Source organism: Streptomyces sp. NPDC088923, assembly GCF_044749745.1.
Lineage (GTDB): Bacteria > Actinomycetota > Actinomycetes > Streptomycetales > Streptomycetaceae > Streptomyces.
The window spans coordinates 568,327-595,245 of sequence record NZ_JBIVIO010000001.1 but is presented as its reverse complement, the minus strand read 5'-3'; the positions used below and the strand labels follow the sequence as shown (position 1 = coordinate 595,245).

Annotated in this window: 24 protein-coding genes and 1 riboswitch; of the genes, 10 read left to right on the top strand and 14 right to left on the bottom strand. The window is 72.6% G+C overall.

What is annotated here, in order from left to right; translation table 11 throughout:
- Positions 1-169: 169 nt before the first annotated feature.
- Together ACIP4O_RS02875 and ACIP4O_RS02870 are read right to left on the bottom strand one after the other, a co-directional pair.
- Positions 170-811 carry an RloB family protein gene (locus ACIP4O_RS02875; RefSeq protein WP_401570728.1) on the bottom strand — a complete coding sequence of 214 codons (642 nt, stop codon included), beginning with the start codon at positions 809-811 and terminating at the stop codon, positions 170-172.
- Positions 732-2,153 (bottom strand): ATP/GTP-binding protein, encoded by a 1,422-nt coding sequence (locus ACIP4O_RS02870; RefSeq protein WP_401570726.1) that lies wholly within the window; start codon positions 2,151-2,153, stop codon positions 732-734. Before ACIP4O_RS02870 ends, ACIP4O_RS02875 begins: the two co-directional genes overlap by 80 nt.
- A gap of 439 nt (positions 2,154-2,592) precedes the next feature.
- Here ACIP4O_RS02870 and ACIP4O_RS02865 point away from each other — a divergent pair, with 439 nt between their 5' ends.
- Positions 2,593-4,788 (top strand): HelD family protein, encoded by a 2,196-nt coding sequence (locus tag ACIP4O_RS02865; protein ID WP_401570723.1) that lies wholly within the window; start codon positions 2,593-2,595, stop codon positions 4,786-4,788.
- 107 nt (positions 4,789-4,895) lie between these two features.
- Here ACIP4O_RS02865 and ACIP4O_RS02860 read toward each other — a convergent pair whose 3' ends face one another.
- Positions 4,896-5,603: a copper homeostasis protein CutC gene (locus ACIP4O_RS02860; protein WP_401570721.1), complete on the bottom strand. Its 708-nt coding sequence runs from the start codon at positions 5,601-5,603 to the stop codon at positions 4,896-4,898.
- Positions 5,604-5,958: 355 nt separating this feature from the next.
- Between ACIP4O_RS02860 and ACIP4O_RS02855 the strand changes: the two genes are divergently transcribed.
- Positions 5,959-6,693, top strand: coding sequence for a hypothetical protein (locus ACIP4O_RS02855; RefSeq protein WP_401570719.1), 735 nt, complete (start codon positions 5,959-5,961; stop codon positions 6,691-6,693).
- A gap of 108 nt (positions 6,694-6,801) precedes the next feature.
- Here the strand turns inward: ACIP4O_RS02855 and ACIP4O_RS02850 are convergent, their stop codons facing one another.
- Together ACIP4O_RS02850 and ACIP4O_RS02845 are read right to left on the bottom strand one after the other, a co-directional pair.
- Complete coding sequence (locus ACIP4O_RS02850) at positions 6,802-7,134, bottom strand: DUF4031 domain-containing protein (RefSeq protein ID WP_401570716.1); 333 nt, start codon at positions 7,132-7,134, stop codon at positions 6,802-6,804.
- Positions 7,131-7,541 (bottom strand): hypothetical protein, encoded by a 411-nt coding sequence (locus ACIP4O_RS02845; RefSeq protein ID WP_401570714.1) that lies wholly within the window; start codon positions 7,539-7,541, stop codon positions 7,131-7,133. Before ACIP4O_RS02845 ends, ACIP4O_RS02850 begins: the two co-directional genes overlap by 4 nt.
- 462 nt (positions 7,542-8,003) lie before the next feature.
- Here ACIP4O_RS02845 and ACIP4O_RS02840 point away from each other — a divergent pair, with 462 nt between their 5' ends.
- The 5 genes from ACIP4O_RS02840 to ACIP4O_RS02820 all read left to right on the top strand — a co-directional run bounded on the left by ACIP4O_RS02840 (position 8,004) and on the right by ACIP4O_RS02820 (position 14,813).
- Positions 8,004-8,867 carry a MurR/RpiR family transcriptional regulator gene (locus ACIP4O_RS02840; RefSeq protein ID WP_361320890.1) on the top strand — a complete coding sequence of 288 codons (864 nt, stop codon included), beginning with the start codon at positions 8,004-8,006 and terminating at the stop codon, positions 8,865-8,867.
- A gap of 249 nt (positions 8,868-9,116) precedes the next feature.
- Positions 9,117-10,145, top strand: a complete 1,029-nt coding sequence (gene murQ / locus ACIP4O_RS02835; RefSeq protein WP_401570711.1) for an N-acetylmuramic acid 6-phosphate etherase — start codon at positions 9,117-9,119, stop codon at positions 10,143-10,145.
- A gap of 318 nt (positions 10,146-10,463) precedes the next feature.
- Positions 10,464-12,005 carry a PTS transporter subunit EIIC gene (locus ACIP4O_RS02830; RefSeq protein WP_401573783.1) on the top strand — a complete coding sequence of 514 codons (1,542 nt, stop codon included), beginning with the start codon at positions 10,464-10,466 and terminating at the stop codon, positions 12,003-12,005.
- Between the two features lie 551 nt (positions 12,006-12,556).
- Positions 12,557-13,198 carry an acetate uptake transporter gene (locus tag ACIP4O_RS02825; protein WP_401570709.1) on the top strand — a complete coding sequence of 214 codons (642 nt, stop codon included), beginning with the start codon at positions 12,557-12,559 and terminating at the stop codon, positions 13,196-13,198.
- 172 nt (positions 13,199-13,370) lie between these two features.
- Entirely contained in the window at positions 13,371-14,813 is a 1,443-nt protein-coding gene (locus tag ACIP4O_RS02820; RefSeq protein WP_401570706.1) for a glutamine synthetase, read from the top strand.
- 48 nt (positions 14,814-14,861) lie between these two features.
- Here the strand turns inward: ACIP4O_RS02820 and ACIP4O_RS02815 are convergent, their stop codons facing one another.
- From ACIP4O_RS02815 to ACIP4O_RS02800, 4 genes are all read right to left on the bottom strand, one after another.
- Positions 14,862-15,608, bottom strand: coding sequence for a dienelactone hydrolase family protein (locus tag ACIP4O_RS02815; RefSeq protein ID WP_401570703.1), 747 nt, complete (start codon positions 15,606-15,608; stop codon positions 14,862-14,864).
- 307 nt (positions 15,609-15,915) lie between these two features.
- A complete protein-coding gene (locus ACIP4O_RS02810; protein ID WP_361319688.1) occupies positions 15,916-16,167 on the bottom strand; it encodes a hypothetical protein in 252 nt (83 codons plus the stop codon).
- A 444-nt stretch (positions 16,168-16,611) separates the two neighbouring features.
- Complete coding sequence (locus tag ACIP4O_RS02805) at positions 16,612-17,067, bottom strand: GNAT family N-acetyltransferase (RefSeq protein WP_401570701.1); 456 nt, start codon at positions 17,065-17,067, stop codon at positions 16,612-16,614.
- A gap of 122 nt (positions 17,068-17,189) precedes the next feature.
- On the bottom strand, positions 17,190-17,681 hold the full coding sequence (locus ACIP4O_RS02800; protein ID WP_401570698.1) for a GNAT family N-acetyltransferase: 492 nt from the start codon (positions 17,679-17,681) through the stop codon (positions 17,190-17,192).
- An 802-nt stretch (positions 17,682-18,483) separates the two neighbouring features.
- Between ACIP4O_RS02800 and ACIP4O_RS02795 the strand changes: the two genes are divergently transcribed.
- From ACIP4O_RS02795 to ACIP4O_RS02785, 3 genes are all read left to right on the top strand, one after another.
- Positions 18,484-18,732 (top strand): hypothetical protein, encoded by a 249-nt coding sequence (locus ACIP4O_RS02795; RefSeq protein ID WP_401570695.1) that lies wholly within the window; start codon positions 18,484-18,486, stop codon positions 18,730-18,732.
- Between the two features lie 288 nt (positions 18,733-19,020).
- Complete coding sequence (locus ACIP4O_RS02790) at positions 19,021-19,839, top strand: SDR family NAD(P)-dependent oxidoreductase (RefSeq protein WP_401570693.1); 819 nt, start codon at positions 19,021-19,023, stop codon at positions 19,837-19,839.
- A 314-nt stretch (positions 19,840-20,153) separates the two neighbouring features.
- Positions 20,154-20,996 carry a helix-turn-helix transcriptional regulator gene (locus ACIP4O_RS02785; RefSeq protein ID WP_401570690.1) on the top strand — a complete coding sequence of 281 codons (843 nt, stop codon included), beginning with the start codon at positions 20,154-20,156 and terminating at the stop codon, positions 20,994-20,996.
- Between the two features lie 52 nt (positions 20,997-21,048).
- Here ACIP4O_RS02785 and ACIP4O_RS02780 read toward each other — a convergent pair whose 3' ends face one another.
- The 5 genes from ACIP4O_RS02780 to thrC form a co-directional block, all read right to left on the bottom strand.
- On the bottom strand, positions 21,049-21,849 hold the full coding sequence (locus ACIP4O_RS02780) for a response regulator transcription factor (protein WP_401570687.1): 801 nt from the start codon (positions 21,847-21,849) through the stop codon (positions 21,049-21,051).
- A gap of 509 nt (positions 21,850-22,358) precedes the next feature.
- On the bottom strand, positions 22,359-23,981 hold the full coding sequence (groL, locus tag ACIP4O_RS02775) for a chaperonin GroEL (RefSeq protein ID WP_007825444.1): 1,623 nt from the start codon (positions 23,979-23,981) through the stop codon (positions 22,359-22,361).
- Positions 23,982-24,399: 418 nt separating this feature from the next.
- Positions 24,400-24,603, bottom strand: coding sequence for a cold-shock protein (locus tag ACIP4O_RS02770; protein WP_008747198.1), 204 nt, complete (start codon positions 24,601-24,603; stop codon positions 24,400-24,402).
- A gap of 464 nt (positions 24,604-25,067) precedes the next feature.
- Complete coding sequence (locus tag ACIP4O_RS02765) at positions 25,068-25,346, bottom strand: MoaD/ThiS family protein (protein WP_164289041.1); 279 nt, start codon at positions 25,344-25,346, stop codon at positions 25,068-25,070.
- Positions 25,347-25,421: 75 nt separating this feature from the next.
- Positions 25,422-26,717 (bottom strand): threonine synthase, encoded by a 1,296-nt coding sequence (thrC, locus tag ACIP4O_RS02760; protein ID WP_401570684.1) that lies wholly within the window; start codon positions 26,715-26,717, stop codon positions 25,422-25,424.
- A 14-nt stretch (positions 26,718-26,731) separates the two neighbouring features.
- Positions 26,732-26,887, bottom strand: a riboswitch (SAM riboswitch).
- Positions 26,888-26,919: the final 32 nt, after the last annotated feature.

The window sequence follows — 26,919 nt, the reverse complement described above, 5'->3', positions numbered from 1 at the left end:
TCAACCCACGGGTTGAAATATTCCGTTCGCCGCCTCCACCCGCAGGGGGAGCGCACCCCGGAAGCAACCCCTGAGAGGGACCCGGAGCTAACCCTGAGGCGGGTCGAACGGATTCCCTAGGGTCTCTGCCTCAAGAGCGAGGCCGACCGACCCGCCGCTTGCCACCTGCTCATGAACGGGCCTCGTCTCGCTGCCTACGCAAGTCGTGCACCAACCGGTCCACGTCGGTCCACGGGTTCGTTTGATGAGGCTTGGCACTGCCGCCGTGGTGCGCCCGCAGGCGTGCCGCGTTCTTCATCGCCTGCTCGATTCCCGAACGCAGCGCGAGGTAGTCGACCTTCTTGCGCTGCCCGTCGTAGCCCGTTCCCCCGTGCTTCTCCAGTGTGCGCTGAGCCTGGTCCGACGTCATCCAGCCGGCGTGGAAACTGAAGTGCAACAGAATCCAGAGCTCGAAACAGGGGTTGCTCAGGACGACCTTGATGCCTTCCGCGTCGGCCAGCTTCAGCGCCTGTGACAGGTCACCGTGCGGCTTCGGCGCCTCGACGTCCATGACGCACCACACATCTTCATAGGCCGTGAACTGGTCGTCCCGTTCGTTCGGTGCCCGGTCCCGGTGCTTCAGCGCATCGCGTACGAGCTTCAGCGGTGTACCGTGCGCGGACCCCACCGCGATGCGAATAGTCCCGCTCAGCTCAGCGCGGAGACCCTTGAGATAGTCCGCCTCAGTGTTCCTACCTTCGCAGTAGATGAGAACTCTGCGCTGCTCCGGCCTCTTCGGCTTCCTGCGCCCCAGCGGTTTCCCCCGGCCCACTTGTCCCCCCACCCGCGGCCATCTCGGCGAATCCCTCCAGCAAGCTATCGTCGAGAAGAGGCAGGGATCCATACCTCCCGGTCAGATAGCGCTTCTCCAAGTTGTCGCGCGGCCCTTCACCATCCCGCACGTAGAAATCGGTGACCGGATAGACCCGCGTGGCGAGCGTGACTCGGTCCTTCTCCGTGAACCAGACCTGATCGCGGACGAGTTCCGTCCGGACATTGTTTCCCAGGAGTGACGCCTCGTGGGTGGTGAAGACGAGCTGCGCTCCGCGCGTATTGATCTCGGGGCGCTGAAACATGCCGACCAGCGCGTCCGACAACTGCGGGTGCAGCCGAGCGTCCAGCTCGTCCACCACCAGCACCCCACCGTCAACAAGGGTAGTGAGGACAGGTCCCAGCATCCCGATCCAGGTCTTCGTGCCACTCGATTCACGCTCAAGGGCAAGGGGGAAGATCCCGTCCCCCGTCCTGTGCTGGACACGTACCTCATAGGGTGGCGGCCCTTCCACCCGCACCTGCTCTCCCATCGCCTTCGCCACGGCGTCCACCAAACGCTGGTGTTCTTCCTCGATCCGCGGATCGGGGTCACCAAAAGTGAGCCGGTCGACTCCCAGGTCAGCGAAGCGGAGCAACCGTGTGAGGCCGTTCGCCGCCCCCTGCTTGCCACGCTCTTCCGCCTTCTCCGCGCTGCGCATGACGTCGATCGTGTACGTCAGTCGGGAGTTGTAGTCGTGGTCACTGGCCGTACGCAGTCCGTGTTGGAACCAGGCGTGAATGCTCCGGAGCAGGGGATGGTCGTGCGCCGCTCCTACGGACAGGTAGAGGCTGTTGGCACGAGTGAGGTCAGCGATGGCCTTGCGGCGGCCGAGGAGGAATCGGCCAAAGGAGAGTGTGTCTTTGCCCGGCCCCGTTCGTTCGAACAGCTTGCGCCGCCTGCCCTCCGGGTAGGACGCCAGCCATTCGGCCCGGACCTCGCGATCATCCACGGTGAAGCCGTACTCGTACCGCACCCCGTCGACAACGAGGTCGACCCCGTACGTGCTCGCCTCCCCCGCCGGGTCGGAGGAGAAGGCGAACGGGCGGCGCGGCACACCGCCCTGCGGATCCCATGCAGCGAAAGAGGAGAGCACGGCGTGCCGCATCCACTTCATCGCATCCACGAAATTCGACTTGCCCGAGGCGTTCGCCCCATATATGGCCGCAACGGGCACCACCTTGAGGTCTGTACCCGCGATCAAGCGCTGAGCGCGACGCGGACGGTCGTCCTCGGCGACCAGCGACAGTTCCTGTTCATCACGGATCGATGCGTGGTTGCTCACCCGGAAGCGAAGCAGCATGGTGTCACGCTCCTCAAGCGATAGCAGTGCGCTTCTCAGTCCCATATTTCGTCGAGACACGACGATTAAACTGATCCAACTACACCTTGCATGCCCCCGTCTCACTCTGCGAGAAAGATTCACACAGAGGGGTCACAGTCCTCCCCGCCCCCATTTGGGCTCCCACCTCCCTCTCCCCTACAATCGCGCGTCTGTCCGCCTCCCTCCCGTGGAGTGCCGCCTGCCGGACGGAAACCGGCGGCAATCTCGGCGACCGCGACCGCCCCGGCCTCTGGCCGGTTCCCGGCGGCCGGGCCGTTCGTCTCATTCGTTCGCCGTTCGCGCGGCGCCACCGCCCTCCGCCCTGCGCGCATGTCGTACCGCACGCGTCGTGCCCGCGCACGCCGGGCCGCGGGGGCGGTGCTCGGCCGCGCGCGCCCTTTCGGCAGGAGGCCGTACCGTGAGTCACCCGTCCGCGTCGTCACCGTCCACCGCGCCCGCCGACCCACCCGGCGCCACGCCCGCTGGGCCTCCACCCGGCGCCACACCCGCCGACCCACCACCCGGCGCCACGCCCGCCGATCCCCCGCCCGCCACCGGCACCGATCCCCTCGCCCGCGAGCGCGCGCACCTCTCCGTCTCGCGTTCCGCGCTGCGCGTGATGCGCGAGGAGACGGAGAACCTCGACATCCGCGACGTGACCGCGAACTGGGTCAACGCCGCCGTGCTCCAGGCGCAGATCGAGGAGCGCGTCAAAGCGCTCGCGGACCTCGCCGACACGCCGCTCTTCTTCGGGCGGCTCGACTTCACCCGCCCACCGGGGCTCAAGGACGCCGAGGGCGCGGAGGGCGAGCGCTTCTACATCGGGCGTCGGCACGTGCACGACGCGGACGGCGATCCGCTCGTCATCGACTGGCGCGCGCCCGTGTCGACCGCGTACTACCAGGCGTCCCGGCAGCGGCCGATGGACGTCGGGCGACGGCGGCGCTTCGGTTACACCGGAGGTGAGCTGACCGCGTACGAGGACGAGGTGCTCTCCGGTCCCGGTTCCGAGCAGGGCGATCCGGGGACGAGCAAGCTCCTGCAACGCGAGATCGAGCGCCCGCGCGTCGGTCCGATGCGCGACATCGTCGCGACGATCCAGCCCGAGCAGGACGGCATCGTCCGCGGCGACCTCAGCGGCACCGTCTGTGTGCAGGGCGGCCCGGGGACCGGGAAGACCGCGGTCGGCCTGCACCGTGTCGCGTACCTCCTCTACGCCCACCGCGACCGGCTCGCCCGCACCGGAACGCTCGTGATCGGTCCGAACCGGTCGTTCCTGAGCTACATCGAGCAGGTGCTCCCGGCGCTCGGGGAGATGGAGGTGCGTCAGGCGACCGTCGCCGATCTCGTCGCCGCGCCCGGCGTCGAGGTGCGCGGCGAGGACGACGCGTGGGCCGCGACCGTCAAGGGCGACGCGCGGATGGCCGAAGTGCTGCGGCGGGCGCTGCGCGCGCACGTGTCGATGCCCACCGAAGGCGTGGTCGTGGTGCGCGGCTCGCGGCGCTGGCGCCTCGCGGTGTACGAGGTGGAGGAGCTGGTGCGCGAGCTGCTCGACCGCGACATGCGGTACGGGGCGGCCCGCGAGGCGCTGCCGCAGCGGCTCGCACACGCCGTCCTCGTCCAGATGGAGCGGGCCGGGGAGGCGCCCGACGACCGGGTGCAGGCCACCGTCGCGCGCAATGCCGCCGTGAAGGCGACGGTCAACGCCGTGTGGCCGAAAGTCGAGCCCGCGAAGCTCGTCCTGCGGCTCCTGAGCGACCCGGGGTTCCTCGCGGAGCACGCCGAGGGGCTGCTCGACGCCGAGGAGCAGGCGGCGATCCTGTGGCCGAAACCGGCTCGCTCCGTCAAGAGCGCGAAGTGGTCGGCGGCCGACGTCGTCCTCGTCGACGAGGCCCGCGACCTCGTCGAACGCACCCACTCGCTCGGGCATGTCGTGCTCGACGAGGCGCAGGACCTCTCCCCCATGCAGTACCGGGCGGTGGGCCGCAGGTGCAGCACGGGCTCGGCGACGGTCCTCGGCGACCTCGCGCAGGGCACGACGCCCTGGGCGACGCGGACGTGGGCTCAGGCGCTGCGCCATCTCGGCAAGGAGGAGGCGCACATCGAGGAGCTGACGGCCGGTTTCCGTGTGCCGCGCGAGGTCATCGCGTACGCGTCGAAGCTGCTGCCGGCGATCGCGCCCGATCTCGCCGAGGTGCGCTCGGTGCGCGAGTCGCCCGGTTCGCTCCTCGTCCGGCGCGTCGGCGAGGACGCGCGCGACGCCGCCGTCCTCGCCGCCTGCCGCGAGGCGCTCGGCCACGAGGGCTCGATCGGGCTCATCGCCGCCGACTCGCGCGTTCCCGCGCTCGCGGCGGCCCTGGCCGACGCCGGGCTCGCGCACCTGGAACCCGGCACCGAGACCACGCGCGAATCCCGCCTCACCCTCGTCCCCGCCTCGCTCGCCAAGGGCCTGGAGTACGACTACGTCGTGCTCGACGAACCGGCCGCCGTCGTCGCGGGCGAGGCCGACGAACCGACCGGACTGCGCCGCCTGTACGTGGCACTCACCCGCGCGGTCTCAGGGCTCACCGTGCTCCACGCGGAAGAACTGCCGGAAGCCCTGGCCACGGCGTAGCGGACAGTCCGGTACGGGGGGGGTGACCGCGGCCGGTCCGGTACAGGTGACGGGCGGCCGGTCCCGTGCGGGGCCGGGCCGCCCTCTCCCGTAGGTCGCGTCCCCCCTCAGCCCAGCGCCTCGCGCCAGCGCTCCACGGCCGCCGCGTCGACCGGTCCGTCCCAGCCGCCGGGGCGGGCAGCGCCGCCGATGTGGAAGGCGGAGATGCCGGCGGCGCGCAAGGCGGGGAGGTGGTCGAGGCGCAGGCCGCCGCCCACGAGGAGGCGCTGCGTGTAACCCGGGCTTCCCTCGCGCGCGGCCTCCTCGCACAGCACGGGCAGTCCTTCGTCGACGCCGCCCGCCGCACCGGCCGTCAGGTAGGTGTCGAGGCCAGGGAGCCCGTCGAGCTGGGCGCGCAGTGCCTCGCGGTCGTGGCTGCGGTCCACGGCGCGGTGGAAGGTCCAGGCGCAGCCGTCGAGGACGTCGGCGAGACGTTTCAGCGTGTCGAGGTCGGGGTCGCCCTCCGGGTCGAGGAAACCGAGCACGAACTCCCGCGCCCCCGCCGCGCGCAACCGCGTCGCGCGGTCCACGAGCGCGGCCACGCCGCTTGCGCCGCCCGCCGCGAAGCCGTCGCTCAGGCGCAGCATTACGCGCAGCGGGAGGGGGACGGCGGCGCGGATCTCACGGAAGGTCTCGACGGTGGGCGTGAGCCCGTCGGCTGCCATGTCGCTGACGAGTTCCAGGCGGTCGGCCCCGCCGTCCCGCGCGGCTCTGGCGTCCGCCGCGTCGAGGGCGATCACCTCCAGGAGTGCGGCTGTGCCTTCGGGCATGGTCATGGCCCCTCTTCCCGTCCGTCCCGTGTCCGGGCACCCTTCAGGGGCCCCGTCTGCCGGGGCCCGCCGCGTCGCGGACCCGCCGTCGCGCGCGTCAGGGCAGGCACGGCCACTCCTCCGGAACCTCGCCCCGTCGCGGAGGCCCCCGGGCGTCCCGCCGGGAGGAGAAGCGGTCTAGTCCAATCGCGCTGGAGGGCAGCCTACGCGGCACCCCGGGCCCGGGGCAGCACCGTCCCGGGGCGTACGGGCGGCGGAACGGGGCGCGGGCGCCGCGCGTACGGGCGCGCCCGGCCTCCCGGCGGGGCCGCCCCCGTACCGCGAGAACGGCGGACGCGGCGGCGCGGGTGAGAATGGGCGCATGGACGGTGAGCGGGACCTCGCGGAATCCGGGCGCTCGGCGGCGTACGAGGAGCTGCGCGCCGCCTTCGCCGTGACGCTGCTGCGCGTACGGGGTGGGGCACCCGGGCCCGCCCCGGAGCCGTACGCCGATGAACTCCTCTCCCGCTGGGCGGAGCCCCCGCGCAAGTACCACACGGTCGACCACCTGCGGGCCGTCCTGCGCCACCTCGACACGCTCACCGCCGAGACCGCGCGCGCCGCCGCGCACGGCACGGCGGCCGAACGCGCGTGGGCCGGGACGGTGCGGGACCCCGACACGGTGCGGCTCGCGGCCTGGTTCCACGACGCGGTCTACCGGCCCGACCGCTCCGAGAACGAGGAGCGCAGCGCGACGCTCGCCGAACGCGCCCTGCGCGAGGCGGGACTCGCGCCCGGACCCGTCGCCGAGGTGGCCCGCCTCGTACGGCTCACCACCGACCACGAGACGGCGCAGGGCGACGGGGACGGCGAGCTGCTGTGCGACGCCGACCTCGCGGTGCTCGCGGGGGCGCCGGAGGAGTACGCGGCCTACGCCGCCGCCGTCAGCGAGGAGTACGGATTCCTCCCCGAGGAGCAGTTCCGCCACGGCCGTGCCGAGGTGCTGCGCCACCTCCTCGCCCTCCCCCGCCTCTTCCGCACCCCGTACGGCAGCCGCCATTGGGAGCAGCGGGCGCGCGAGAACCTGGCGACGGAGCTGGCGCTGCTGGGCGGGTAGGAGCGGGACGCCCGGCGGGTGCGAGCCGGGACGCGCGACGGGTGCCCGCCCCGGTCGTCCGGCGGGTGCGAGTCGCGGCTCGCGCTCCCGGCAGAGCTTCCGCGCGGTCTACGGGTTCCGCCCCGCCTCCCCGCGTCCGCCTCGCGCCTCCCCGCGTCCGCCTCGCGCCTCCCCGCGTTCGCCTCGCGCCTTGCGGCGGCGCAGCCCCGCCGCCGTGAGGCGCGCCACGAGTTCCTTGCTGCCGATGCCGGTGGCTCCCGCAGCGAGGGCATCCGCGTACCGCTGCGCCGGGAGGTCGTAGTGATCGCGGTCGAAGGCGCGGCGGGGCAGGCCGAGCGCCCGCGCGAAACGGTGCAGTTCCTCGTACGAGTCGTCGCTGACGAGGTGCGACCACATGCGGCCGTGGCCCGGCCAGTTCGGCGGGTCGATGTAGACGGTCACCGGATGCCCGGGACGGAGTCGAGGGCTCCGACGGGCGCGACGAGGACGCCCGCCTCGGCACAGACCCAGTGCGGGTCGGGGCCGAGTTCCGGTTCGACCGCGAGGGAGTGTGGCTCCTCCTCGGTGCACACGGGGCACAGCGGCCAGCGCCCGTGCTGCTCCAGGAGGCCGTCCTGCACGTCCTGCGCGACGAGCCCCGCGACGAACTCGGCGCCGTCCGGCCACTGCTCCACCCACCAGCGGCGCTGCGTCACCGCCTCCTCGACGAGGGAGACCACGCGCGCGTCGCTCACCTCGCTCGCGGCGAGGTCCGCGAGCACCCGGGCGCGCGCGGCGTGCAGCGTCTGCTCCAGGGAGCCGGGCTCGGGGGCGGCCCCGGATGTGCCGGAGGAGTCGGGAGTGGCCATGAGGCCATTGTGCGGCAGGCGCGCCGGGACCGGAAATGACCCGTAGGCGCCCCGTAGACGAACCCTGAGACGACCCGTAGACACCCTCGAACAGACCCCTGAGAAAGCCCTGAGCCGCCTCTGCCGGCCCGGCCGGCACCCCTGTCCGGACCGGTCGGGGGCGCTCGGCGGGCCCCGGACCCCTGGAGCGGCTATCACACCGGGCCCTCGTTCTTGACCCCCACACCCTGCTGAAAGTAAATTTCACCCGTGACCAAGGATGTGAAGGATTTTGCCAACGGCGCCTCCGCGCTGAGCCGCCCCGCCGCCGGGCCCGGCCGCGCCGCGCGCCCGGCCGCCGCCTCCACCCCCGCCCCCGCCGCCTCGCACCGCGCCCCGGGGCGTGCCGCCCCCGTCCCCGCCCGCCCGCACCCCGGCACCTCCTCGCCCGCGCCCCCCGCTCCCGCCGCGCTCGCCGCGAAGGTGCGCACCCTCGCGCCCTCCATGACGCGGTCCATGCAGCGCGTCGCCGAGGCCGTCGCCGCCGACCCGGCGGGCTGCTCGGCACTCACCGTGACCGGTCTCGCCACGCGCACCGGTACGAGCGAGGCCACCGTCGTCCGCACCGCGCGCCTCCTCGGTTATCCGGGCTACCGCGATCTGCGGCTCGCCCTCGCCGGACTCGCGGCGCACCAGGAATCAGGGGCCGCGCCCTCCGTCACCGCCGATATCGCGCTCGACGACCCGATAGCCGATGTCGTCACGAAGCTCGCCCACGACGAGCGGCAGACCCTCGCCGACACGGCGGCGAACCTCGACACGGCCGCCCTCGGCGCCGCCGTCACCGCTCTCGCGCAGGCCCGTCGCATCGACATCTACGGCGTCGGCGCCTCACACCTCGTCGCGCAGGATCTCGGGCAGAAGCTGCTGCGCATCGGGCTCTTCGCCCAGGCCCACGCGGACCCGCACCTCGCCATCACCAACGCGGTGCAGCTTCGCGGCAAGGACGTCGCCGTCGCCATCACGCACTCGGGTTCCACGAGCGACGTCGTCGAGCCGCTGCGCGCCGCCTTCGAACGCGGCGCCACGACCATCGCCATCATCGGCCGCCCGGACGGCTCGGCCGCGCAGTACGCCGACCACGTCCTCACCACGGTCGCGGCCCGCGAGAGCGAACTGCGCCCGGCGGCCATGTCGTCGCGGGCCAGCCAGCACCTCGTGGTGGACTGTCTCTTCGTCGGCGTCGCCCAGCGCACCTACGAGCACGCCGCCCCCGCTCTCGCCGCCTCCTACGAGGCCCTGGCGCACCGCCATCGCCCCCGGCAGGGCCTCGGCGACCACACCTGAGCCGCAACCCGACCTCGTCCGCCGTCCCCTCCCGCACCACCGCCCGCCCACCCGGCGACAACGCTGTCACGCCGCTGCCCCGGCCTACGCGCGACGGCCGCCCCGCCGCCCCCTACGCCCGTGATCCCCGTACGCCGTACGGACCGTACGGCCGCACCCGCAGACCTCCTCGCCTCCGGCCATCCGGGCCGGCCGGCACCATCGCCACCACCCGCACCACCTGTCCCTCAGCACAGCGGAGAGCCGCACATGACGACCACCGGGCCCACCGACCGGGCCGCGCACCCCGACGCCCCGCACGGCCGGAACCCGATCCCTCCCGGGGGCCGCACCCCCGCCCCGGGAGCCGCCCCGTACGAAGAGCTCCGGGCGGAACTCGCCCACCTCACCACTGAGCAGTTCCGTCCGGAACTGGCCGAGATCGACCGGCTGACGACCGAGGAGATCGCACGGACGATGAACGGCGAGGACGCGACCGTCCCCGCCGCCGTCGCCCGCGCACTCCCGCGTATCGCCGCCGCGATCGACGCCGCCGCCGCCCGCATGGCGCGAGGAGGCCGCCTCGTCTACGTGGGTGCCGGAACCGCGGGGAGGCTCGGCATCCTCGACGCGAGCGAGTGCCCGCCGACGTTCAACACCGCGCCCGGCGAGGTCATCGGCCTCATCGCCGGCGGCCCCTCCGCGATCATCACCGCGGTCGAGGGCGCCGAGGACGACACCGAGCAGGCCGCCGCCGACCTCGACGCGCTCGGCCTCGGCCCCGACGACGTCGTCGTCGGCATCTCCGCCTCGGGCCGCACCCCCTACGCCGTCGGCGCCGTACACCACGCGCGCACGGTGCGCGGCGCGCTGACCATCGGCCTATCCTGCAACGCCGACAGCCCCCTCGCCGCCGAGGCCGATCACGGCATCGAGGTCGTCGTCGGCCCGGAGCTGATCACCGGCTCGACCCGCCTCAAGGCCGGCACGGCGCAGAAACTCGTCCTCAACATGCTCTCCACGATCAGCATGATCCGGCTCGGCAAGACCTACGGAAACCTGATGGTCGACGTCCGCGCCTCCAACGAGAAGCTCCGCGCCCGCTCCCGGCACATCGTCGCTCTCGCCACCGGCGCGGACGACACCGAGATCGAAGCCGCGCTCGCGGCGACCGGCGGCGAGGTGAAGAACGCGATCCTCGTCCTCCTCGGACACGTCGACGGCCCAGAATCCGCCCGCCTCCTCCAGGCCCACGCAGGCCACCTGCGGGAGGCGCTGGGCGAGGCGGTGAGGGGCTGAGCGGAAGGGACGGTAGGGGCGGGGAGGACGGGGCAGGGCAGGGCAGGGGGACGTGTCCCGAGTGGCGGGCGCCCGCGAGGACCGGGGGCAGGCGCTGGGCAGGCCGGGGCCGAGGTGGCCGGAGGTCGATCGGCAAAAGGCCACACCCGGGGTGGGGCCCCCTCCTCTCCCCCCTCCCCTCCCCCCTCCCGCCCCTTTCACTCCCCCGCCCCCGCGAGCCTCCGCCCCCTCCCCCACCCGCTCCCGCACCCTCGGACCACGGCCCCGGCGCGCCTCGCGCCAGGGGTGTCGGTGGCGGCAGCGGAAGGCGGCTGGGCGATGGCCGGGAACGAGCACCGTGCGACGGCGGCGGCGATCCTGCCGCTGGTGGGTGGGCCCGCTAACGTCACCTCAGTCACCCACTGCATGACCCGGCTGCGGCTGGGGCTCACGGACCGCTCGCGGGTCGACGACGCCTCGTTGCGCGCACTGCCCGCCGTTCTGGGCGTGGTCGAGGACGGCGACTCGTACCAGATCGTGCTGGGCCCGGGGAAGGTCGCCCGCGTCACCCCGGAATTCGCCCGGCTGGTCCACGAAAGCGCGGACGCCACCCCCGTGCCCGCCGACGGCGCCGCCCTCTCCGACGTCGCCTCCTCCACCGCCGACACCCTCGCCACACGCGGTGCCGAGATCCGCGCCGAGCGCCGTTCGCGCAACCGCACCCCCCTCAAGCTCTTCCTCCGCCGCATCGCGGACATCTTCGTGCCCCTCATCCCCGCACTGATCGGCTGCGGGATCATCGCCGGTCTGGGCGGACTGCTCGTCAACCTCGGCTGGGCGGGAGGACTCACGGCCGCGCTGACCGCGGTCTCCTCCGGTTTCATGGCGCTCATCGCGGTGTTCGTCGGCTACAACACAGCCAAGGAGTTCGGTGGCACGCCGGTGCTCGGCGGTGCGGTCGCGGCGATCATCGTCTTTCCCGGTGTGGCCAAGGTGGAGGTGTTCGGCACCCCGCTCGTGCCCGGTCAGGGCGGGGTGCTCGGCGCGCTCGGCGCCGCCGCTCTCGCCGCGTACGTGGAACGCTGGTGCCGGCGCCGGGTGCCCGAGGCCGTCGACGTGCTCGTCACTCCCACCCTCACGGTGCTCGTCTCGGGTCTGGTGACGCTCTACGGCCTGATGTACGTGGCGGGCGAGGTCGCCGAGGGGATCGGTACGGCGGCGGACTGGCTCCTCACGCACACGGGCGCCTTCGCGGGCTTCGTGCTCGGGGGTCTCTTCCTTCCTCTGGTGATGCTGGGCCTGCACCAGGCGCTCATCCCGATTCATACGACGCTCATCGAGTCCCAGGGTTACACCGTTCTCCTTCCGGTGCTGGCGATGGCTGGGGCGGGGCAGGTGGGCTGCGCGCTCGCGGTCGCGCTGCGCCTGAAGCGGAACACCTCCATTCGTAAGACCGTCAGATCGGCGTTGCCCGCCGGGGTGCTGGGTGTCGGCGAGCCACTGATCTACGGTGTCTCGCTGCCGTTGGGCCGGCCGTTCATCACGGCGTGCGTGGGGGGTGCGGCGGGGGGTGGACTCGTGGGGCTCTTCTCCATGCTCGGCACGAAGGTGGGGGCGACCGCCATCGGGCCTTCCGGATGGGCCCTGTTCCCGCTGCTCGCGGGGAACCGCGGCCTCGGCGCCACCGCCGCGGTCTACGGTCTCGGCCTGCTGGCCGGATACGGCGTGGGCTTCGCCGCCACGTACCTCTTCGGCTTCGACTCCGCGACCTTGAGCGAGCTGAACGCGGACGCCCTCCCCGTGTCCACCTCCGCGCCGGCAGCCGCACCTGCCGCCGCGGGAGTCGCAGAGCCGAGCCCCGCCCAGCCCTCGGAGCCCTGAGCCACCGGGTTCTGACACGTCGGCGCACCCGACCGACGAAGCCTGAACCGTTGTGGCCGCCTGCACGCTGTGCGGCACGCCCGCCCCGTGAGGGCGCGCCCGCACCGCTGTGGCGACAGGGCCTTGAGCCGGGAGGGCCCGGAGGCCTCCGACTCAGGTTCGTATCCTCGCAGCGTTTCCCATCGGAAAGATCACAGCCGCCGCACAGACATACGTCGAATCCCCCACGGTCACCTCACGAACCCCGCCCGTGTGTTCGATTCCCCGGCACGACAAGGCTAGTTGCCGCGTACATGAATTATCGGCCGAGGATCTTGACGCTGCCATGCCACGGGCCGAGGATGGCTTCGCCGAAGCAACGGGCCACAGCTGAGGGGCGGATGAGTCCGCGCAGGGGGGTGCTCGCGTGCTGCCCGTACGCGATCGCGCACGTCCTCGCTCGCCGGCCCGCGCTCCGACTCTCCGCACCTGCGGGACGTGCCCCGGGGCCGTCTCGCGCGGCCCGCGCCCGTCCCTCCCCGTGCGGTCCCCGAAGGAGAGGAGAGCAGCTCGTGTCCCCCAGCAAGCCCACGCCCGCGGCGGCCACCGTCCGCCCCGCGGCCACCCCCGAAAACTCCGCCGCCCCCGCGCAGGTGGCCGATCCCGGAGGTCTCGGCCTCGGCGCCTTCGCCCTGACGACCTTCGTCCTCAGCGTCTTCAACGCGGGCCTGCTCAACGACTCCGTCGAGAAGGTCGTCCTGCCGCTCGCGCTCTTCTACGGAGGCCTCGCCCAGTTGCTCGCGGGGCTGTGGGAGTTCCGCAGGAACAACACCTTCTCGGCGACGGCGTTCGTCTCCTACGGCGGCTTCTGGCTCGCCTTCGCGCTGTACGTGGGCAAGATCGCGCCCGGCCTCGACCCCGCCTACGCGGACAAGGCGACGGGCCTCTTCCTCCTCGCCTGGGCGATCTTCACCGCGTACATGACGGTCGCGGCGCTGCGCACCAACGGCGTCGTCATCGGCGTCTTCGTCTTCCTCACGCTGACGTTCGCCTTCCTCTCGGCAGGCGCCTTCGCCGGCTCCAGCGGCGTCGACCACGTCGGCGGCTGGCTCGGGCTCGTGACGGCGGTCGTGGCCTGGTACGGGTCCTTCGCCCACGTCGCGAACAGCACGTGGCGGCGCGAGGTGATCCCGACCTGGCCGATTCGGGCCTGAGGAGCCGAGAACACCCCTCAGTCACGCCCGGTCCGATCATCACCTTTACACAGTGAGATGGTCACACTTTCCCGCGAAAGTTTTCACACAGAGTAGTTGAGGGGTACCTTCCTGTCACGGCGGTGGTTCCGGTACGACGGCACCGCCCCGTGACAGGAGGAGAAGCCTCGTCATGCACACCCAGTCCCCCCATCCCCGGATCGCGCCCGCGGCACCGCCCGCACCCGGCGCCCCCACCCATGCCTTCCCCGCGGCACAGGGGACCGGGCAGGTGCCGACGCTGCCACCGGAAGTGGCCGGGGTCGCGATCACCTCGGTGGACACGGCCGGGATCACCCGGGTCAAAGCAGTGCCCGCGGCTCGCCTGGCCCGGGCGGGGCAGGACGGCGTCGGGCTCTCGCCGGTTTTCGACGTGGCCCTCGTCGACGACTCCTTCACGAGCAGTACGTACATCGGCGGCCCAGAGGGCGACCTGCGCGTCGTCCCCGATCTGAGCGCGCTCACGGTCCTCGCCGGGCAACCAGGCTGGGCGTGGGCGCCCGGCGACAGGTACGAGCAGTCCGGCACCCCCTCGGCGGCCTGCCACCGCACCTTCCTGCGACGGGTCACCGCCCGCGCGGAGGCGGCAGGGCTCTCACCGCTCATGGGTTTCGAGACCGAGTGGATCGTCACCCTCCCCGCCGACGGCGCCGGTCCCGGCGGCTCCGCCCACCCGGAGGCGGAACCGCGTCCACCCGCGCCCGGTGGCGCGTACGGGATGACGCGCCTGGCACCACACGGCGACTACCTTCGGGACATCCTCGTCGCACTGGAACGGCAGGGCGTCGAAGTCCTCCAGATCCACCCGGAGTACTCGCCCGGGCAGTTCGAGCTGTCCGTCGCTCCAGCCGCGCCCGTCCGCGCGGCCGACCTCGTGGTCCTCGTCCAGGAGACCATCCGCGCCGTCACCGTCCGGTACGGCTGGGAGACCAACTTCGGGCCCAGCGTCCTGGCCGGGCACGTGGGCAACGGCCGGCACCTGCACCTGAGCCTGTGGCGCGACGGGGTCAATCTGTGCGGTGGGGGCGACGGCCCGAGCGGGCTGCGCCCGGAAGCCGAGTCGTTCCTCGCCGGCATCCTGGGCGAGCTTCCGGCCCTGCTCGCGATCGGCGCACCCAGCCCGGCGAGCTATCTGCGCCTGGCCCCCTCGCGCTGGACGGGCGCCTTCCAGTGCTGGGGGCCGGAGAACAGGGAAGCGGCGCTGCGCCTGATCCCAGGTGCGCCCGGCCGGGCCGAGACGGCGAACGCCGAGGTCAAGTGCCTCGACGCGGCGGCGAGCCCGTACCTCGTCGCGGGTGCGGTGCTCGCCGCGGGGCTCGGCGGCCTGGAGCGCGGCGAGCGGCTTCCGGCGGCCACGGCGGGGGACCCGGTGGACCTGGCGGAGGACGAGAGGCCGGCCCGACTGCCAAGCTCGCTGCCCGAGGCAGTGGCCCGGTTCCGGCAGTCGGAGGTGCTGCGCGCGGCGCTCGGCGATCCACTCTTCGAGGCGATCATGGAGGTACGGGAGGCCGAGACGGATCTCTTCGCCGGGTACAGCCCACAGGCCCTCGCCAACGCCACGCGGCGCGCCTACTGACGCCCCCTCGCGAGGACGGCCGCCGGAGGCCCCGCGCCTGCCGGTGGCTCACTGCCCGGGCGTCTCCTCAAGGCGGCTGTGCAGGAAGCCGAGGGTGGACTCCCAGGCCTGGGCGGCGGCCTCGGGGTGGTACGTCTCGCGGCCGTCGTTGAAGAAGGCGTGGCCGGCCGGGTAGAGCCGTAGGTCGGGGGTGATTCCGGCCTGCTTCTCCAGTGCGGCGCGCAGCGCGTCGAGGGAATCGGGCGGGACGGAGCCGTCCTGTTCGCCGTAGTGCCCGAGGACCTCGGCGCGCGTCCCCGAGAAGTCCGGGAGTTCGCCCTGGATCACGCCGTAGAAGGGGACGGCGGCGCTGATCCGGGGGTCGGTCGCGGACAGTTGCAGGACGAAACCGCCGCCCATGCAGAAGCCGACCGCTCCCACGGACGAGGAGGTGACCTCGGGAAGGCCGAGCAGATAGTCCACTGCCCCGGACAGCAGTTCCACGCCGCGGTCCACCGGCAGGGCACCCATCATCCGGCCGGCTTCGGCGGCGTCGTGGGCGACGGCGCCGCCGTAAAGGTCCGGGGCGAGGGCGACGAAGCCCTCGGCGGCAAGGCGGCGCGTCACGTCGGCGATGTGCTCGGTGAGCCCCCACCACTCCTGGATGACGAGCACCCCGGGGCCGCGCCCGGCCGGGGGCAGGGCGAGGTAGCCGTGGGCGGTGCCACCCGCGCTCGGGAAGCTGACGTTCTGCTGCGGCTCACCGGCCGAGCGCGGGGCCGGGGTACCGGAAGGGGACGGTTCGGACGCGGGCATGGACACTCCTTCCCCCGCCGCGGATCGTGCCCGCGCCGGGGCTGCTGACGTGGTGACGGCTGCGTGCCGTACGCACTGACGCTACGACGTCCGAGGAGGCGAAGGGGAGGAGGGCCACGGGTGTCGGTGAGGTCCGAGGGGAGGAAGGTCCACGGGTACGGGGCCCGCGGCCCGAGCGAGCGCCACTGCTACGGGGCGATCGGGCCGCGGGCCGGGGCGCCGGGCTGCCCCCTGACGACTTCGGTAACGGTGGACGTTCGCACCGGCGGACGCTGCCCTGTAGGGCACAGGCGTCGGGGACCGCCCGTCAGGGGCTGTCCGTGTCGGCGGGCGCGGGGCGGGCGGCGTGTTCGGCGAGGGCGGTGAGGGCACGTGCGGTGTCGAGATTGACGCGACCGAGGTCGAGGAGAGGGGTCTGCGCCTCTCCGGAGCAGGAGGGGAGGTCGAGGCGGAGCGACGGCAGCTTGATGCCGGCGGCGATGAGGGCGGCGCGGAGGCGCTCCAAGTGGTCCTGGGCCTCGTACATACCGGTCAGTTCCCGCGTGCCCTGCTCGGTCATTCGTCCACGCTCCCGTTCGTCGTCACTCGTACTGCTCCGCCCCCGCGCGGCGCGCGCCGCCGCGCTCTTGGTGGCTGCCCACCTGCCCGCCGTCCAGGCGCCCGGAGTGGCGGGGCGGCCGGACGGCGGGGCTCCCAGGAGCGGGAGGCTCCTCGCAGAGGCGAGGCTGTGCAGGAGTTCATCACCCCGCCCGGGCGTGCCGCCACGGCGCCACCGGCCGATTCACCATTTCGGCGCGGCTTCGGGAGATTCCCCGGCGAGTCGCGGGGAGAGCGGTTAGCCTGCAGCGCCACGGGTGGCGGGACGACACGAGTGGCGGGACGAGCGGCGCGCACGACGGGCGGCGCGGGACGGGCCAGGTGCGGCGCGGGACGGGCCAGGTGCGGCGCGGGACGGACGGCGCGCGACGGGCAGAGCCGCGGCCTGCGGCTCAGAGCGTGCCGCTCAGAGCGTGCGGGTGAGGAAGACGCTGAGTGGGTCCTCGCGGTAGGTGCCGAAGGGCGGGCAGGGGCGGAAGCCGAATTTGGCGTAGAGCGTGCGGGCCGGGAGGAAGAAGTCGTCCGCTCCGGTCTCCAGGCTGACGCGGCTCATCCCGGCGCGGCGCGACTCGTCGAGGGCGTGGCCCAGCAGTGCGGAGGCGATGCCGGAGCGGGTGCGCGTGGAGTCGGTGCGCATGGACTTGAGTTCGCCGTGTCCCGGGGCGATCCGCTTGACGGCGCAGCAGCCGACGATCTCGCCGCTCTCGCGCGCGGTCCAGAAGGTCACTTCTGGTGCGCGCAGCCCGTCGAGGTCGAGCGCGTGGGTGCTCTCGGGCGGGGAGAGGGCGCGAAGCTGGGAGACGTGGGCCTCCAGGAAGGCGGCGATGGCGGGGCCGGCCAGGTCGTCGACTGCTATGTCCATGTTTGGCGAGCCTAGCCGCCTGCCCTGCGGCGCAGTATGGGATGTGGTGCTGCTCACCGGTCCCGTCGCGGCGCATGCCGTGAGGCCCGCGGGGCGCGGCGGCCTGGCCTCGTACCGGCTCGTCACAGCCGGCGGACGTGCCGCAGTACCGGTTCTCCCGCCCGGTCGACCGGTACACCGGGGCCGAATCCCGCACGCGCGAGGACTGCGCGGGACGCGGTGTTACGGGCGGCCGTGTCCGCCCACACCCGTGACAGGCCGAGCGACGCACAGGCGAGGGCGCACACCTCCCGTACGGCTGCGGTCGCCAGCCCGCGCCCCGTGGCCCGGCGCGCGAGCCGGTAGCCCAGTTCCACGTCCTCGCCGGCCACGATGTCCATGAGGTTGAAGCGGCCGAGCACGGTGTGCCCGTCGTCGTCGAGCAGTACGTGGAAGCGGCAGACGCCCGCGTCCTGCTCGGCCAGGAGCGCGGCGTGCCGCTCGGCGAAGCCCTCGGCGGTGAAGTAGGGGTCCCCCCGGTCCGGCACCCACCGCGCGAACCACTCCCGCTCGGCCCGCTCGAACTCCAGCACCGCCGAGGCGTGCGCGGCGGTCAACCGTTCCAGTCGAGGCATGTCGCGACCGTAGCGGCGGTGCTGGGGTGGCGGCACCTGGATTACGGGCACTTGATCACGCGCGGCGGCGGTGGGCAAATCCGCCCTGTGGACAGCGAATTCCTCTCACACGGAAGAGTGAGCGCTTTTTTGGGTTCACCGACTTTATCCACAGATTTCGGATGGTGGTGCCTGGGGGGTGGTGACTTGCGAAAGACTGGTATCGGGGTCGCCCCCCGGGTGGGTGGGGGTGTGTCCCGGCACAGGTAGCGCAGGGGCAGACGAGGGGACAGGCGAGGGGACAGACGCAGGCACAGGCGCAAGCCCGCACACTCGCCACACCGCCGCCCCTGCCTGCCCTGCCTGCCCTATCCGCCGCCACCCGTCCCGGCCCCGGCCTTGGAGCCGCTCAAGGCGGCTACCGCCTGCCCCCGGCTCCCGCTCCGCTCCCTCCCCGCCATCCCCCTTTTCCAACTCCGTCTCCGACTCGCCCCACCGCCCCTCCTGCCCCCGGCCTCGGCTCCGACCCCGCCCCCGGCCCGCTCAGCCTCCGAGTCCACCCCCAACTCCCCGCCCACTCCCAGCACTCGCCACCCACCCATGCCCCTAAGCCCACTCTCGCCCCCTCCCAAGCCCCCACCCCAGCCCCACTCCCCCGCCCCTCACCCCACCCCCGCAGCAGCCCTCAGCACACCCCGACACCCCACCCAGCCCCCCACCCGCTCCCCACCCACCCTCTCTCTCCGACCGCCCCCCCGCCCCATCCGGACCCCGCCCCTCCGCTCCCCTTCCAGTGGGCCCCCCGGTGCCGTAGCGTCTTGGTATGCGTATCACCGCCCCCCGTCTTTACGGCGGCCTCGCGGGGCTCGGGGTCCTCGTCGTGCTCGCGCTGCTCATGTGGCCGGTGGGCGGGAGCGGTTGCGGGAGTGTGCTGGGGACCGGGGAGTCCGGTGGGCCCACCGCGAGCGCGTGCAACGCGGATCATCACCGGCAGGCCAATCTGGCCCTCGGCTTCGCCGTGCCCACGCTCGTCCTGAGTGGCCTCTATCTCCGCGCCCAGCGCCGCCACTGAGACACACCCACGCGCGCCACGCCCGCCCCCGCCCCGGCCCCCGCGCGCCACACCACCCCGCACCACCTGGCTCCACGCGCACCCCACACGGACCCTGATCTCAACGCGCCCCAATCACCACACTTCCTCCCGCACCGCTCGCACCCCCATCCCCACACCGCGCCCACCCCCACCCCCACAAGGGGGGACTCACCATCCCCCGATGAGTGCGGCCTTCATCCCCCTCGCCCCACCGGGCACTCTCGATGACGTAAGCGAAAGCCCACGCGAACGTCTACGGAGCACCCCATGAGCGACCACCACGACAACCGCGACGCCGCCACCCCCACCGCGACGCCCGCCCCCGCCGCCACCCCCAAGATCACCCTCGTCACCGGCGCCAACCGCGGACTGGGCAAGGAGGCCGCCCTGCATCTCGCCGCGGCCGGGCAGGACCTCCTCCTAACCTACCGCTCGCACGCCGAGGAGATCGAGGCGGTGCTCGCCGCGGTGCGCGGGCTGGGGCGTACCGCCGTGGCCTTCCGGCTCGACACGACCGAGTTCGGCTCGTTCCCGGGCTTCGCCGCGGACGTGCGGGCCGCGCTGGCCGAGCACTGGGGGCGGGACACTTTCGACCACCTCTTCAACAACGCCGGTTCCGCCGCGATGGCGCCCGTCGCCGAGACGACGGCGGCGCAGCTCGACAGCATGTACGAGGTGCACTTCAAGGGTCCGTACCTGCTCACCCAGACGCTCCTTCCGCTGCTCGCCGACGGCGGCCGGGTGCTCAACGTCTCGACCGGGCTGACACGCTTCACGCAGTCGGACGCCGCGCCGTACGCCGCCATGAAGGGTGCCGTGGAGGTCTTCACGCGGTACCTCGCCAAGGAGCTGGGCCCGCGCGGCATCGCGGTCAACGCGATCGCCCCCGGTGCCACCGGAACCGACTTCGGCGGCGGCTACCTGCGTGACAGCGAGCAGGTACGGGAGGGCCTCGCGAGCGTCATCGCGATGGGTCACGTCGGCGACCCCGTCGACATCGGCGCGGCCGTCGCCTCGCTCCTCGCCGACGGCACCCGCTGGATCACCGGGCAGCGCATCGAGGCGAGCGGCGGCATGCTGCTGTGAGCCCCGGCCAGGACACGGCCGGAAGCGCCCCGTCGTACCCCGCCGCGCCGTGCCCGGCCCGCCTCACCCCACCCCGCTCCACCACTCCCCGCCCCAACGGCACGCCACCCCCGGGCGCACGCACCCCCGCCCGCCCGGCATCATCGACGCCAAGTCCGCCACCGCCACCAAGACCGTCACCGCCACCAGGACCAACACCAGCACCACCGCCACTGCCACCGCCACTGCCACTGCCACCGCCACCGCCACCGCCACCGCCACTCAGACGGTCACCACCAGCCCCACCGTCAGGGACACCCTTCAGGAGGACCGCCGTGGACCGGGCTCAGCTCGCCGACTTCCTGCGCACCCGACGGGCCGCGCTGCAACCCGAGGACGTCGGGCTGCCGCGCGGTCCGCGCCGCCGTACCGGTGGGCTGCGGCGCGAGGAGGTGGCGGCGTTGTGCGAGATGTCCGCCGACTACTACACGCGCATCGAGCAGGAGCGCGGTCCGCAGCCCTCGGAGCAGATGCTCGCCGCGATGGCGCGCGGGCTGCGCCTCACGCTCGCCGAACGCGACCACCTCTTCCTCCTCGCCGGCCACAACGCCCCCGCCCGCACGAGCCGCACGGACCACATCACACCGGGTCTCATGCGCATCCTCGACCGACTGGAGGACACCCCCGCGCAGGTCCTCTCGGGTGTCGGCGAGACGCTCAAGCAGACCCACGCGGCGACCGCGCTGCTCGGGGACCAGACCCTTTTCACCGGTCTGGAGCGCAGCATCACGTACCGCTGGTTCGCCGCGCCCGGCACCGTGCGGCCGCTCTACCCGGCGGAGGACCACACGCTGCGCGGGCGGTTCTTCGCCTCGGAGTTGCGCGCGGCGTACGCGCGGGAGGGGAAGGGCGGGCGCGCCGAGGAGATCGCCGAGGCGCTGCTCGCGCGCAGCGAGGAGTTCGCCGCGCTGTGGGCGGCGCACGAGGTGGGTCTGCCGCAGACCGAGACGAAGCGGGTGCGCCACCCGGATCTCGGGGCGCTCGACCTGTACTGCCAGGTGCTCATCGATCCCGCCCAGTGGCAGTCGCTCCTCGTCTACACCGCGACCCCCGGCACCGACAGCCACGAGAAGCTCCAGCTCCTCAACTCCCTCCCGGCCCGCGCCCCGGGTGCCTGAGCGGACGGCTCACCACTGCGCAGCACGCCCCACCTCACCGAGCACCCCCGCCTCACAGCACGCCCGTCTCCCGCGCCCGCAGCACCGTCGCGAGCCGGTCCGTCGTCCCGAACTTGCGGTAGAGGTGGGCGAGGTGGCGGTGGACGGTACGGGGGGAGATGCCGAGGCGCTGGGCGATGGCGCTCGCGGTGCGGGCCTCGGCGAGCAGGGCGAGGACGGTGATCTCGCGCGGGGTGAGGCCGAGTTGGGCGGCGCGTTCCTCCCGTACCTTCGCCGCTTCCGGGCCGCCGGGGGGCGTGCGCCAGGCGCGCAGGTGGCCGGCGTGTGCCTCGACGGCGGCGAGTACGGGCTGGGCCCGGCGGGCGTAGGCGAGGTGGGCGGGGGTGAAGGGGGTGCGGCCCGTGCGGTGCAGGAGACAGCCGTTGATGGCGCCGTTCTCGGGGCGCGGGAGCGGCAGGGCGAGGATGTCGGTGGAGCCGAGCGCGTCGCGCAGGCGTCCGGCGGGTGCGGCGTGGCGCCAGGCGTGGGCTCCGGCGGTGGTGCGGGCGGTGAGGGGTTCGAGGGGGTGGCCGGCGGTGTAGTGGTCGACGAAGGGGTAGCCGGCGCGGATCACGTCGAGCTGGTCGGGGCCGAGGAGGTGGTGGGCCGGGCCCTCGGGGGTCCACAGCCGGACGGTGCCCTCGCCCGGGTTCCATTCCCCGGCCTTGCGGACGGCGAGGTCGGCGTCGAGCGCGTCGAGCAGTTCGGTGAAGGCGAGGGCCCACAGCTGTTCGGGGCGGGTCTCGTGGAGTGCCGCGACGGCGAGTTCGAGCAGCCGGGCGAGCGCGACGGGGTCCGCGTCCGCTCCGTCCACCGTGCCGTCCTCTTCCTGGAGTACGAGAAGTCCGTGAGGCTGTCGGGCCGCGCGGCCCGCGACGTTCGCCGTGACCGCCTCTATGAGTACAAGTACTCATACCCTGCCGGGCCCGTTCACGGCATCCTGTCCCGGTGACGACCGTCCGGAACGGGGCGGTGGTACGGGGGCGGCCCGCGCCGGATTCGGGGGAAGCGACGCGGGCCGCACCCGGCACGGCCGTCGCTCCCCGGGGGAACGCGGACGGTCGGCCACACGAAGAAGCGGCACCTCCTGGACCGGGAGGTGCCGCTTTCACGTGTACGGGGCGCAGGAACGGCGCCCGCCCGACGCGGTACGGGCACGAGCCGCCCGCGCCGTACGCGCGCGGGCCCCCACCCCGCCCCGCAGGGAACCCGTACCCGCCTCGCCCAGCAAGCCCCCCACACGCAACCGGGGCCCGCACGTCCGCAGACGTACGGGCCCCGGGGAACCCTCATCCGAGCCCGGCCGTGCGGCCGGGGGCCGGATCAGAAGTCCATGTCACCGCCCGGCATGCCGCCCGGGGCGGCCGGGGCGGCCTTCTCCGGCTTGTCGGCGATGACGGCCTCGGTGGTGAGGAAGAGCGCGGCGATGGAGGCCGCGTTCTGGAGGGCGGAGCGCGTGACCTTGGCCGGGTCGAGGATGCCCTCGGCGATCATGTTCACGTACTCGCCGGTCGCGGCGTTGAGGCCGTAGCCGACCTCAAGGTTGCGGACCTTCTCCACCACGACGCCGCCTTCGAGGCCGGCGTTGACGGCGATCTGCTTGAGCGGGGCCTCCAGGGCGGTGCGCACGGCGGCAGCGCCGGTCGCCTCGTCGCCTTCGAGCTCCAGCTTGTCGAAGACCGCGGAGGCCTGGAGCAGGGCCACGCCGCCGCCGGCGACGATGCCCTCCTCGACAGCCGCCTTGGCGTTGCGCACGGCGTCCTCGATGCGGTGCTTGCGCTCCTTGAGCTCGACCTCGGTCGCGGCACCGGCCTTGATGACGGCGACGCCACCGGCGAGCTTCGCCAGGCGCTCCTGGAGCTTCTCTCGGTCGTAGTCCGAGTCGCTGTTCTCGATCTCGGCGCGGATCTGGTTGACGCGGCCCGCGACCTGCTCGCTGTCGCCGGCGCCGTCCACGATGGTCGTCTCGTCCTTGGTGATGACGACCTTGCGGGCGCGGCCGAGCAGCTCGATGCCGGCGTTCTCCAGCTTGAGGCCGACCTCCTCGGAGATGACCTGGCCACCGGTGAGGATGGCGATGTCGCCGAGCATGGCCTTGCGGCGGTCGCCGAAGCCGGGGGCCTTGACCGCGACGGACTTGAAGGTGCCGCGGATCTTGTTGACGACCAGGGTGGAGAGCGCCTCGCCCTCGACGTCCTCGGCGATGATCAGCAGCGGCTTGCCGGACTGCATGACCTTCTCCAGCAGCGGAAGGAGGTCCTTCACGTTGCTGATCTTGGAGTTCGCGATGAGGATGTACGGGTCGTCGAGCGACGACTCCATGCGCTCCATGTCGGTGGCGAAGTACGCCGAGATGTAGCCCTTGTCGAAGCGCATACCCTCGGTGAGTTCCAGCTCCAGACCGAAGGTCTGGGACTCCTCGACGGTGATGACGCCTTCCTTGCCCACCTTGTCCATGGCCTCGGCGATGAGCTCGCCGATCTGGGTGTCGGCGGCGGAGATGGAGGCGGTGGAGGCGATCTGCTCCTTGGTCTCCACGTCCTTGGCCTGCTCCAGGAGCGCGCCCGAGACGGCCTCGACGGCCTGCTCGATGCCGCGCTTCAGGGCCATCGGGTTGGCGCCGGCGGCCACGTTGCGCAGGCCCTCGCGGACCAGGGCCTGGGCCAGGACGGTCGCGGTCGTCGTGCCGTCACCGGCGACGTCGTCCGTCTTCTTCGCGACCTCCTTGACCAGCTCGGCGCCGATCTTCTCGTACGGGTCCTCCAGCTCGATCTCCTTGGCGATGGAGACACCATCGTTGGTGATCGTGGGGGCGCCCCACTTCTTCTCCAGGACGACGTTGCGGCCCTTGGGACCGAGGGTCACCTTGACGGCGTCGGCGAGCTGGTTCATACCGCGCTCAAGGCCGCGCCGCGCCTCCTCGTCGAACGCGATGATCTTGGCCATGTGAAGTGGTCCTCCCAGGACACGGGGTGGGCTGAGGGACCGTGTGGCGCCCGCGACGGACGGCCTGGGACCCGCGCCGAATTCCTTGCCACGGCGGGGCCGCCGGGCCTCACCGACCCGGTCTCTCTGTCACTCTCACCATCAGAGTGCTAACGCTAATGATTAGCACTCTGCCCCATCGAGTGCAAGCCACTTGAGTGCGCCTTACCCGACCCGGGGCCGACCCATGCCACCCGTGCGTGTAAGCGCGCGGGCGCGGCGGCCCCGGACGCCGGCCCGTCCGGGGCCGCCGCGCCCGCCGCGCGTACGCGCACACGCGGCGAGGGCCCGCCCCCGCTCTCCGGGTGCGGGCCCTCGCCCGTGCTCGTCATGTCGTGTCGTACGCGGCCGCGGGGCCCCGTACCGGTCGGAGCGCTGTTCAGGCGGCAGCGCGGACCATGTCCGCCTGCGGGCCCTTCTGGCCCTGCGAGATCTCGAACTCGACCCGCTGACCCTCCTCCAGGGTGCGGTAACCGTCCATCTGGATCGCGCTGTAGTGGACGAATACATCCGCACCACCGTCGACCGCGATGAAGCCGTAGCCCTTCTCCGCGTTGAACCACTTGACGGTGCCCTGAGCCATGCCTAACTCCCCTATTACTGGCCCTTGCACAGGAACGCACTTCGCGCACCCGGGTCAGACCTCACCCCCGCGGGAATCTTGGGGGGCGTGCGCCGGAACGCGTCGACCGCCGCTGAATGTATCTGCCCAACTGCCGTCCGCAACAGGTCAGTCGGACGAGAAATCGGCTCGGCCCGCATCCTGACATGGCCGGAGAATTCACGGGAGTTCAGGACACGTCGGGCCCGGCAAAAGGAACGCAAAGCCGCAAATGGGCGGCACGGAAAGCGGAATTGATTCCCAGGTTTCCGACAGGTGCGCGTGCGGCGTCGGGGATTCCTGGAGCCGCCGTGAAGAAAGGGGCGAAGCAATACCCCGACTCTACTCCTGCGAATCCCATGGAATTGCCCCCTCCGCTTGTGGTGCGGAGGGGGCAGGGGTGAAGCGAGGGGTACGGGCGAGGCGGGGACCGTCCGGCGCGGGGCTCAGCAGCCGCCGGCGACCGCCGGGATGATCGAGATGCCCGTGCCGTCCGGGGTGGCGGTGTCGAGGCCCTGCTCGAAGCGGATGTCGTCGTCGTTGACGTAGAGGTTGACGAAGCGGCGGAGCTTGCCGTCGTCGTCGAGGACGCGGGCAGAGATGCCGGTGTGGTTGCGCTCCAGGTCGGCGAGGACCTCGGCGACGGTCGCGCCCTCGGCGGGGACCTCGGCCTGGCCGCCGGTGTAGGTGCGCAGGATGGTCGGGATACGAACGGAAACGCTCATGGCGTGGCCTTTCTCGGGCAGCGCGGAAAGTTGGGGGGACGGGCTCGGCCGGGGCTCAGCGGAGCCCGGCCGGGCTCAGCCCGCGAGACCGGCGGCGCGGAAGGCGTCCAGGTCGGGGCGGATGGTCGCGGTGGGCCCGGTGGTCGGGGCGACCGCGTCCAGGGTCTTGAGGCCGTCGCCGGTGTTGAGGACGACGGTGGTCAGGGCGGGGTCGAGCTGCCCGTTCTCGATGAGCTTGCGCGTGACACCGACCGTGACGCCGCCCGCCGTCTCGGCGAAGATGCCCTCGGTGCGCGCGAGGAGCTTGATCGCGTCCACGACCTGCTCGTCGTCCACGTCCTCGACGGCGCCGCCCGTGCGGCGGGCGATGTCGAGCACGTAGGGGCCGTCGGCCGGGTTGCCGATCGCGAGGGACTTCGCGATCGTCTTCGGCTTCTGCGGGCGTACGACGTCGTGCCCGGCCTTGTACGCGGTCGAGACCGGCGAGCAGCCCTCGGCCTGCGCGCCGAAGATCCGGTACGGCTTGTCCGCGACGAGACCGAGCCTGATCAGTTCCTTCAGACCCTTGTCGATCTTCGTCAGCTGCGAGCCGGAGGCGACCGGGATGACGATCTGGTCGGGGATCTCCCAGCCGAGCTGTTCACAGATCTCGTACGCCAGCGTCTTCGAGCCCTCGCCGTAGTACGGGCGCAGGTTGACGTTGACGAAGCCCCAGCCCTCGCCGAGCGGGTCGCCGATCAGCTCGGAGCAGAAGCGGTTCACGTCGTCGTACGTGCCCTCGATGCCGACGAGCTCGCCGCCGTAGACCGCGGCCATGACGACCTTGCCCTGCTCCAGGTCGTGCGGGATGAAGACGCAGGAGCGGAAGCCGGCGCGGGCGGCGGCGGCGCCGACGGCCCCCGCGAGGTTGCCCGTCGAGGAGCAGGACAGGGTCGTGAAGCCGAAGGCGCGCGCGGCCTCGACGGCGATCGCGACGACGCGGTCCTTGAAGGAGTGCGTGGGGTTCCCGGAGTCGTCCTTGACGTAGAGGCCGCCGGTGACGCCGAGTTCCTTCGCGAGCCGGTCCGCCTTCACGAGTTGCGTGAGTCCGGGGTTGGTGTTGGGGTGGCTCGCCACGTCGGCGGGCACGGGCAGCAACGGTGCGTAACGCCAGATGTTCTTGGGGCCGGCCTCGATCGCGCGGCGCAGTTCCTCGACGTCGCCGGACGGCAGCTCGTAGGCGACCTCAAGGGGGCCGAAGCAGCTTTCGCAGGCGAAGACCGGGCCGAGCGGGAAGCGCTCGCCGCACTCGCGACAGGAGAGCGCGACGGCGGGGCCGAGGTCGACGGCGGAGGTGGTGTTCTGCGGGGTTTCGGCGGCTTGCACAGCCATGGGGAGGCCCTTTCTCCTCATCTTCCCCGCGGCGCATCTCGCCGCGAGACGGAATTGGCACCTTCCCGAGCCAGGGCCTTCGGTGGCGGTATCGGTGAACCGCGCGGAGACTGGCTGGAGGGTTGCCGGGGCTTCAACGGGCCGTATCCCTCTGCCCCTCTGGATGAGCGTTGTGGCACCCGGGCTTCGGGCCCGGGGCGTT

Bases quoted from the DNA above. Each gene is read 5' to 3' on its own strand.
- ACIP4O_RS02870 (WP_401570726.1), bottom strand. From the start codon at position 2,153: ATGCTGCTTCGCTTCCGGGTGAGCAACCACGCATCGATCCGTGATGAA.
- ACIP4O_RS02860 (WP_401570721.1), bottom strand. From the start codon at position 5,603: ATGACCATGCCCGAAGGCACAGCCGCACTCCTGGAGGTGATCGCCCTC.
- ACIP4O_RS02855 (WP_401570719.1), top strand. From the start codon at position 5,959: ATGGACGGTGAGCGGGACCTCGCGGAATCCGGGCGCTCGGCGGCGTAC.
- ACIP4O_RS02845 (WP_401570714.1), bottom strand. From the start codon at position 7,541: ATGGCCACTCCCGACTCCTCCGGCACATCCGGGGCCGCCCCCGAGCCC.
- murQ (WP_401570711.1), top strand. From the start codon at position 9,117: ATGACGACCACCGGGCCCACCGACCGGGCCGCGCACCCCGACGCCCCG.
- ACIP4O_RS02830 (WP_401573783.1), top strand. From the start codon at position 10,464: ATGGCCGGGAACGAGCACCGTGCGACGGCGGCGGCGATCCTGCCGCTG.
- ACIP4O_RS02820 (WP_401570706.1), top strand. From the start codon at position 13,371: ATGCACACCCAGTCCCCCCATCCCCGGATCGCGCCCGCGGCACCGCCC.
- ACIP4O_RS02815 (WP_401570703.1), bottom strand. From the start codon at position 15,608: ATGCCCGCGTCCGAACCGTCCCCTTCCGGTACCCCGGCCCCGCGCTCG.
- ACIP4O_RS02810 (WP_361319688.1), bottom strand. From the start codon at position 16,167: ATGACCGAGCAGGGCACGCGGGAACTGACCGGTATGTACGAGGCCCAG.
- ACIP4O_RS02805 (WP_401570701.1), bottom strand. From the start codon at position 17,067: ATGGACATAGCAGTCGACGACCTGGCCGGCCCCGCCATCGCCGCCTTC.
- ACIP4O_RS02800 (WP_401570698.1), bottom strand. From the start codon at position 17,681: ATGCCTCGACTGGAACGGTTGACCGCCGCGCACGCCTCGGCGGTGCTG.
- ACIP4O_RS02795 (WP_401570695.1), top strand. From the start codon at position 18,484: ATGCGTATCACCGCCCCCCGTCTTTACGGCGGCCTCGCGGGGCTCGGG.
- ACIP4O_RS02790 (WP_401570693.1), top strand. From the start codon at position 19,021: ATGAGCGACCACCACGACAACCGCGACGCCGCCACCCCCACCGCGACG.
- groL (WP_007825444.1), bottom strand. From the start codon at position 23,981: ATGGCCAAGATCATCGCGTTCGACGAGGAGGCGCGGCGCGGCCTTGAG.
- ACIP4O_RS02770 (WP_008747198.1), bottom strand. From the start codon at position 24,603: ATGGCTCAGGGCACCGTCAAGTGGTTCAACGCGGAGAAGGGCTACGGC.
- ACIP4O_RS02765 (WP_164289041.1), bottom strand. From the start codon at position 25,346: ATGAGCGTTTCCGTTCGTATCCCGACCATCCTGCGCACCTACACCGGC.
- thrC (WP_401570684.1), bottom strand. From the start codon at position 26,717: ATGGCTGTGCAAGCCGCCGAAACCCCGCAGAACACCACCTCCGCCGTC.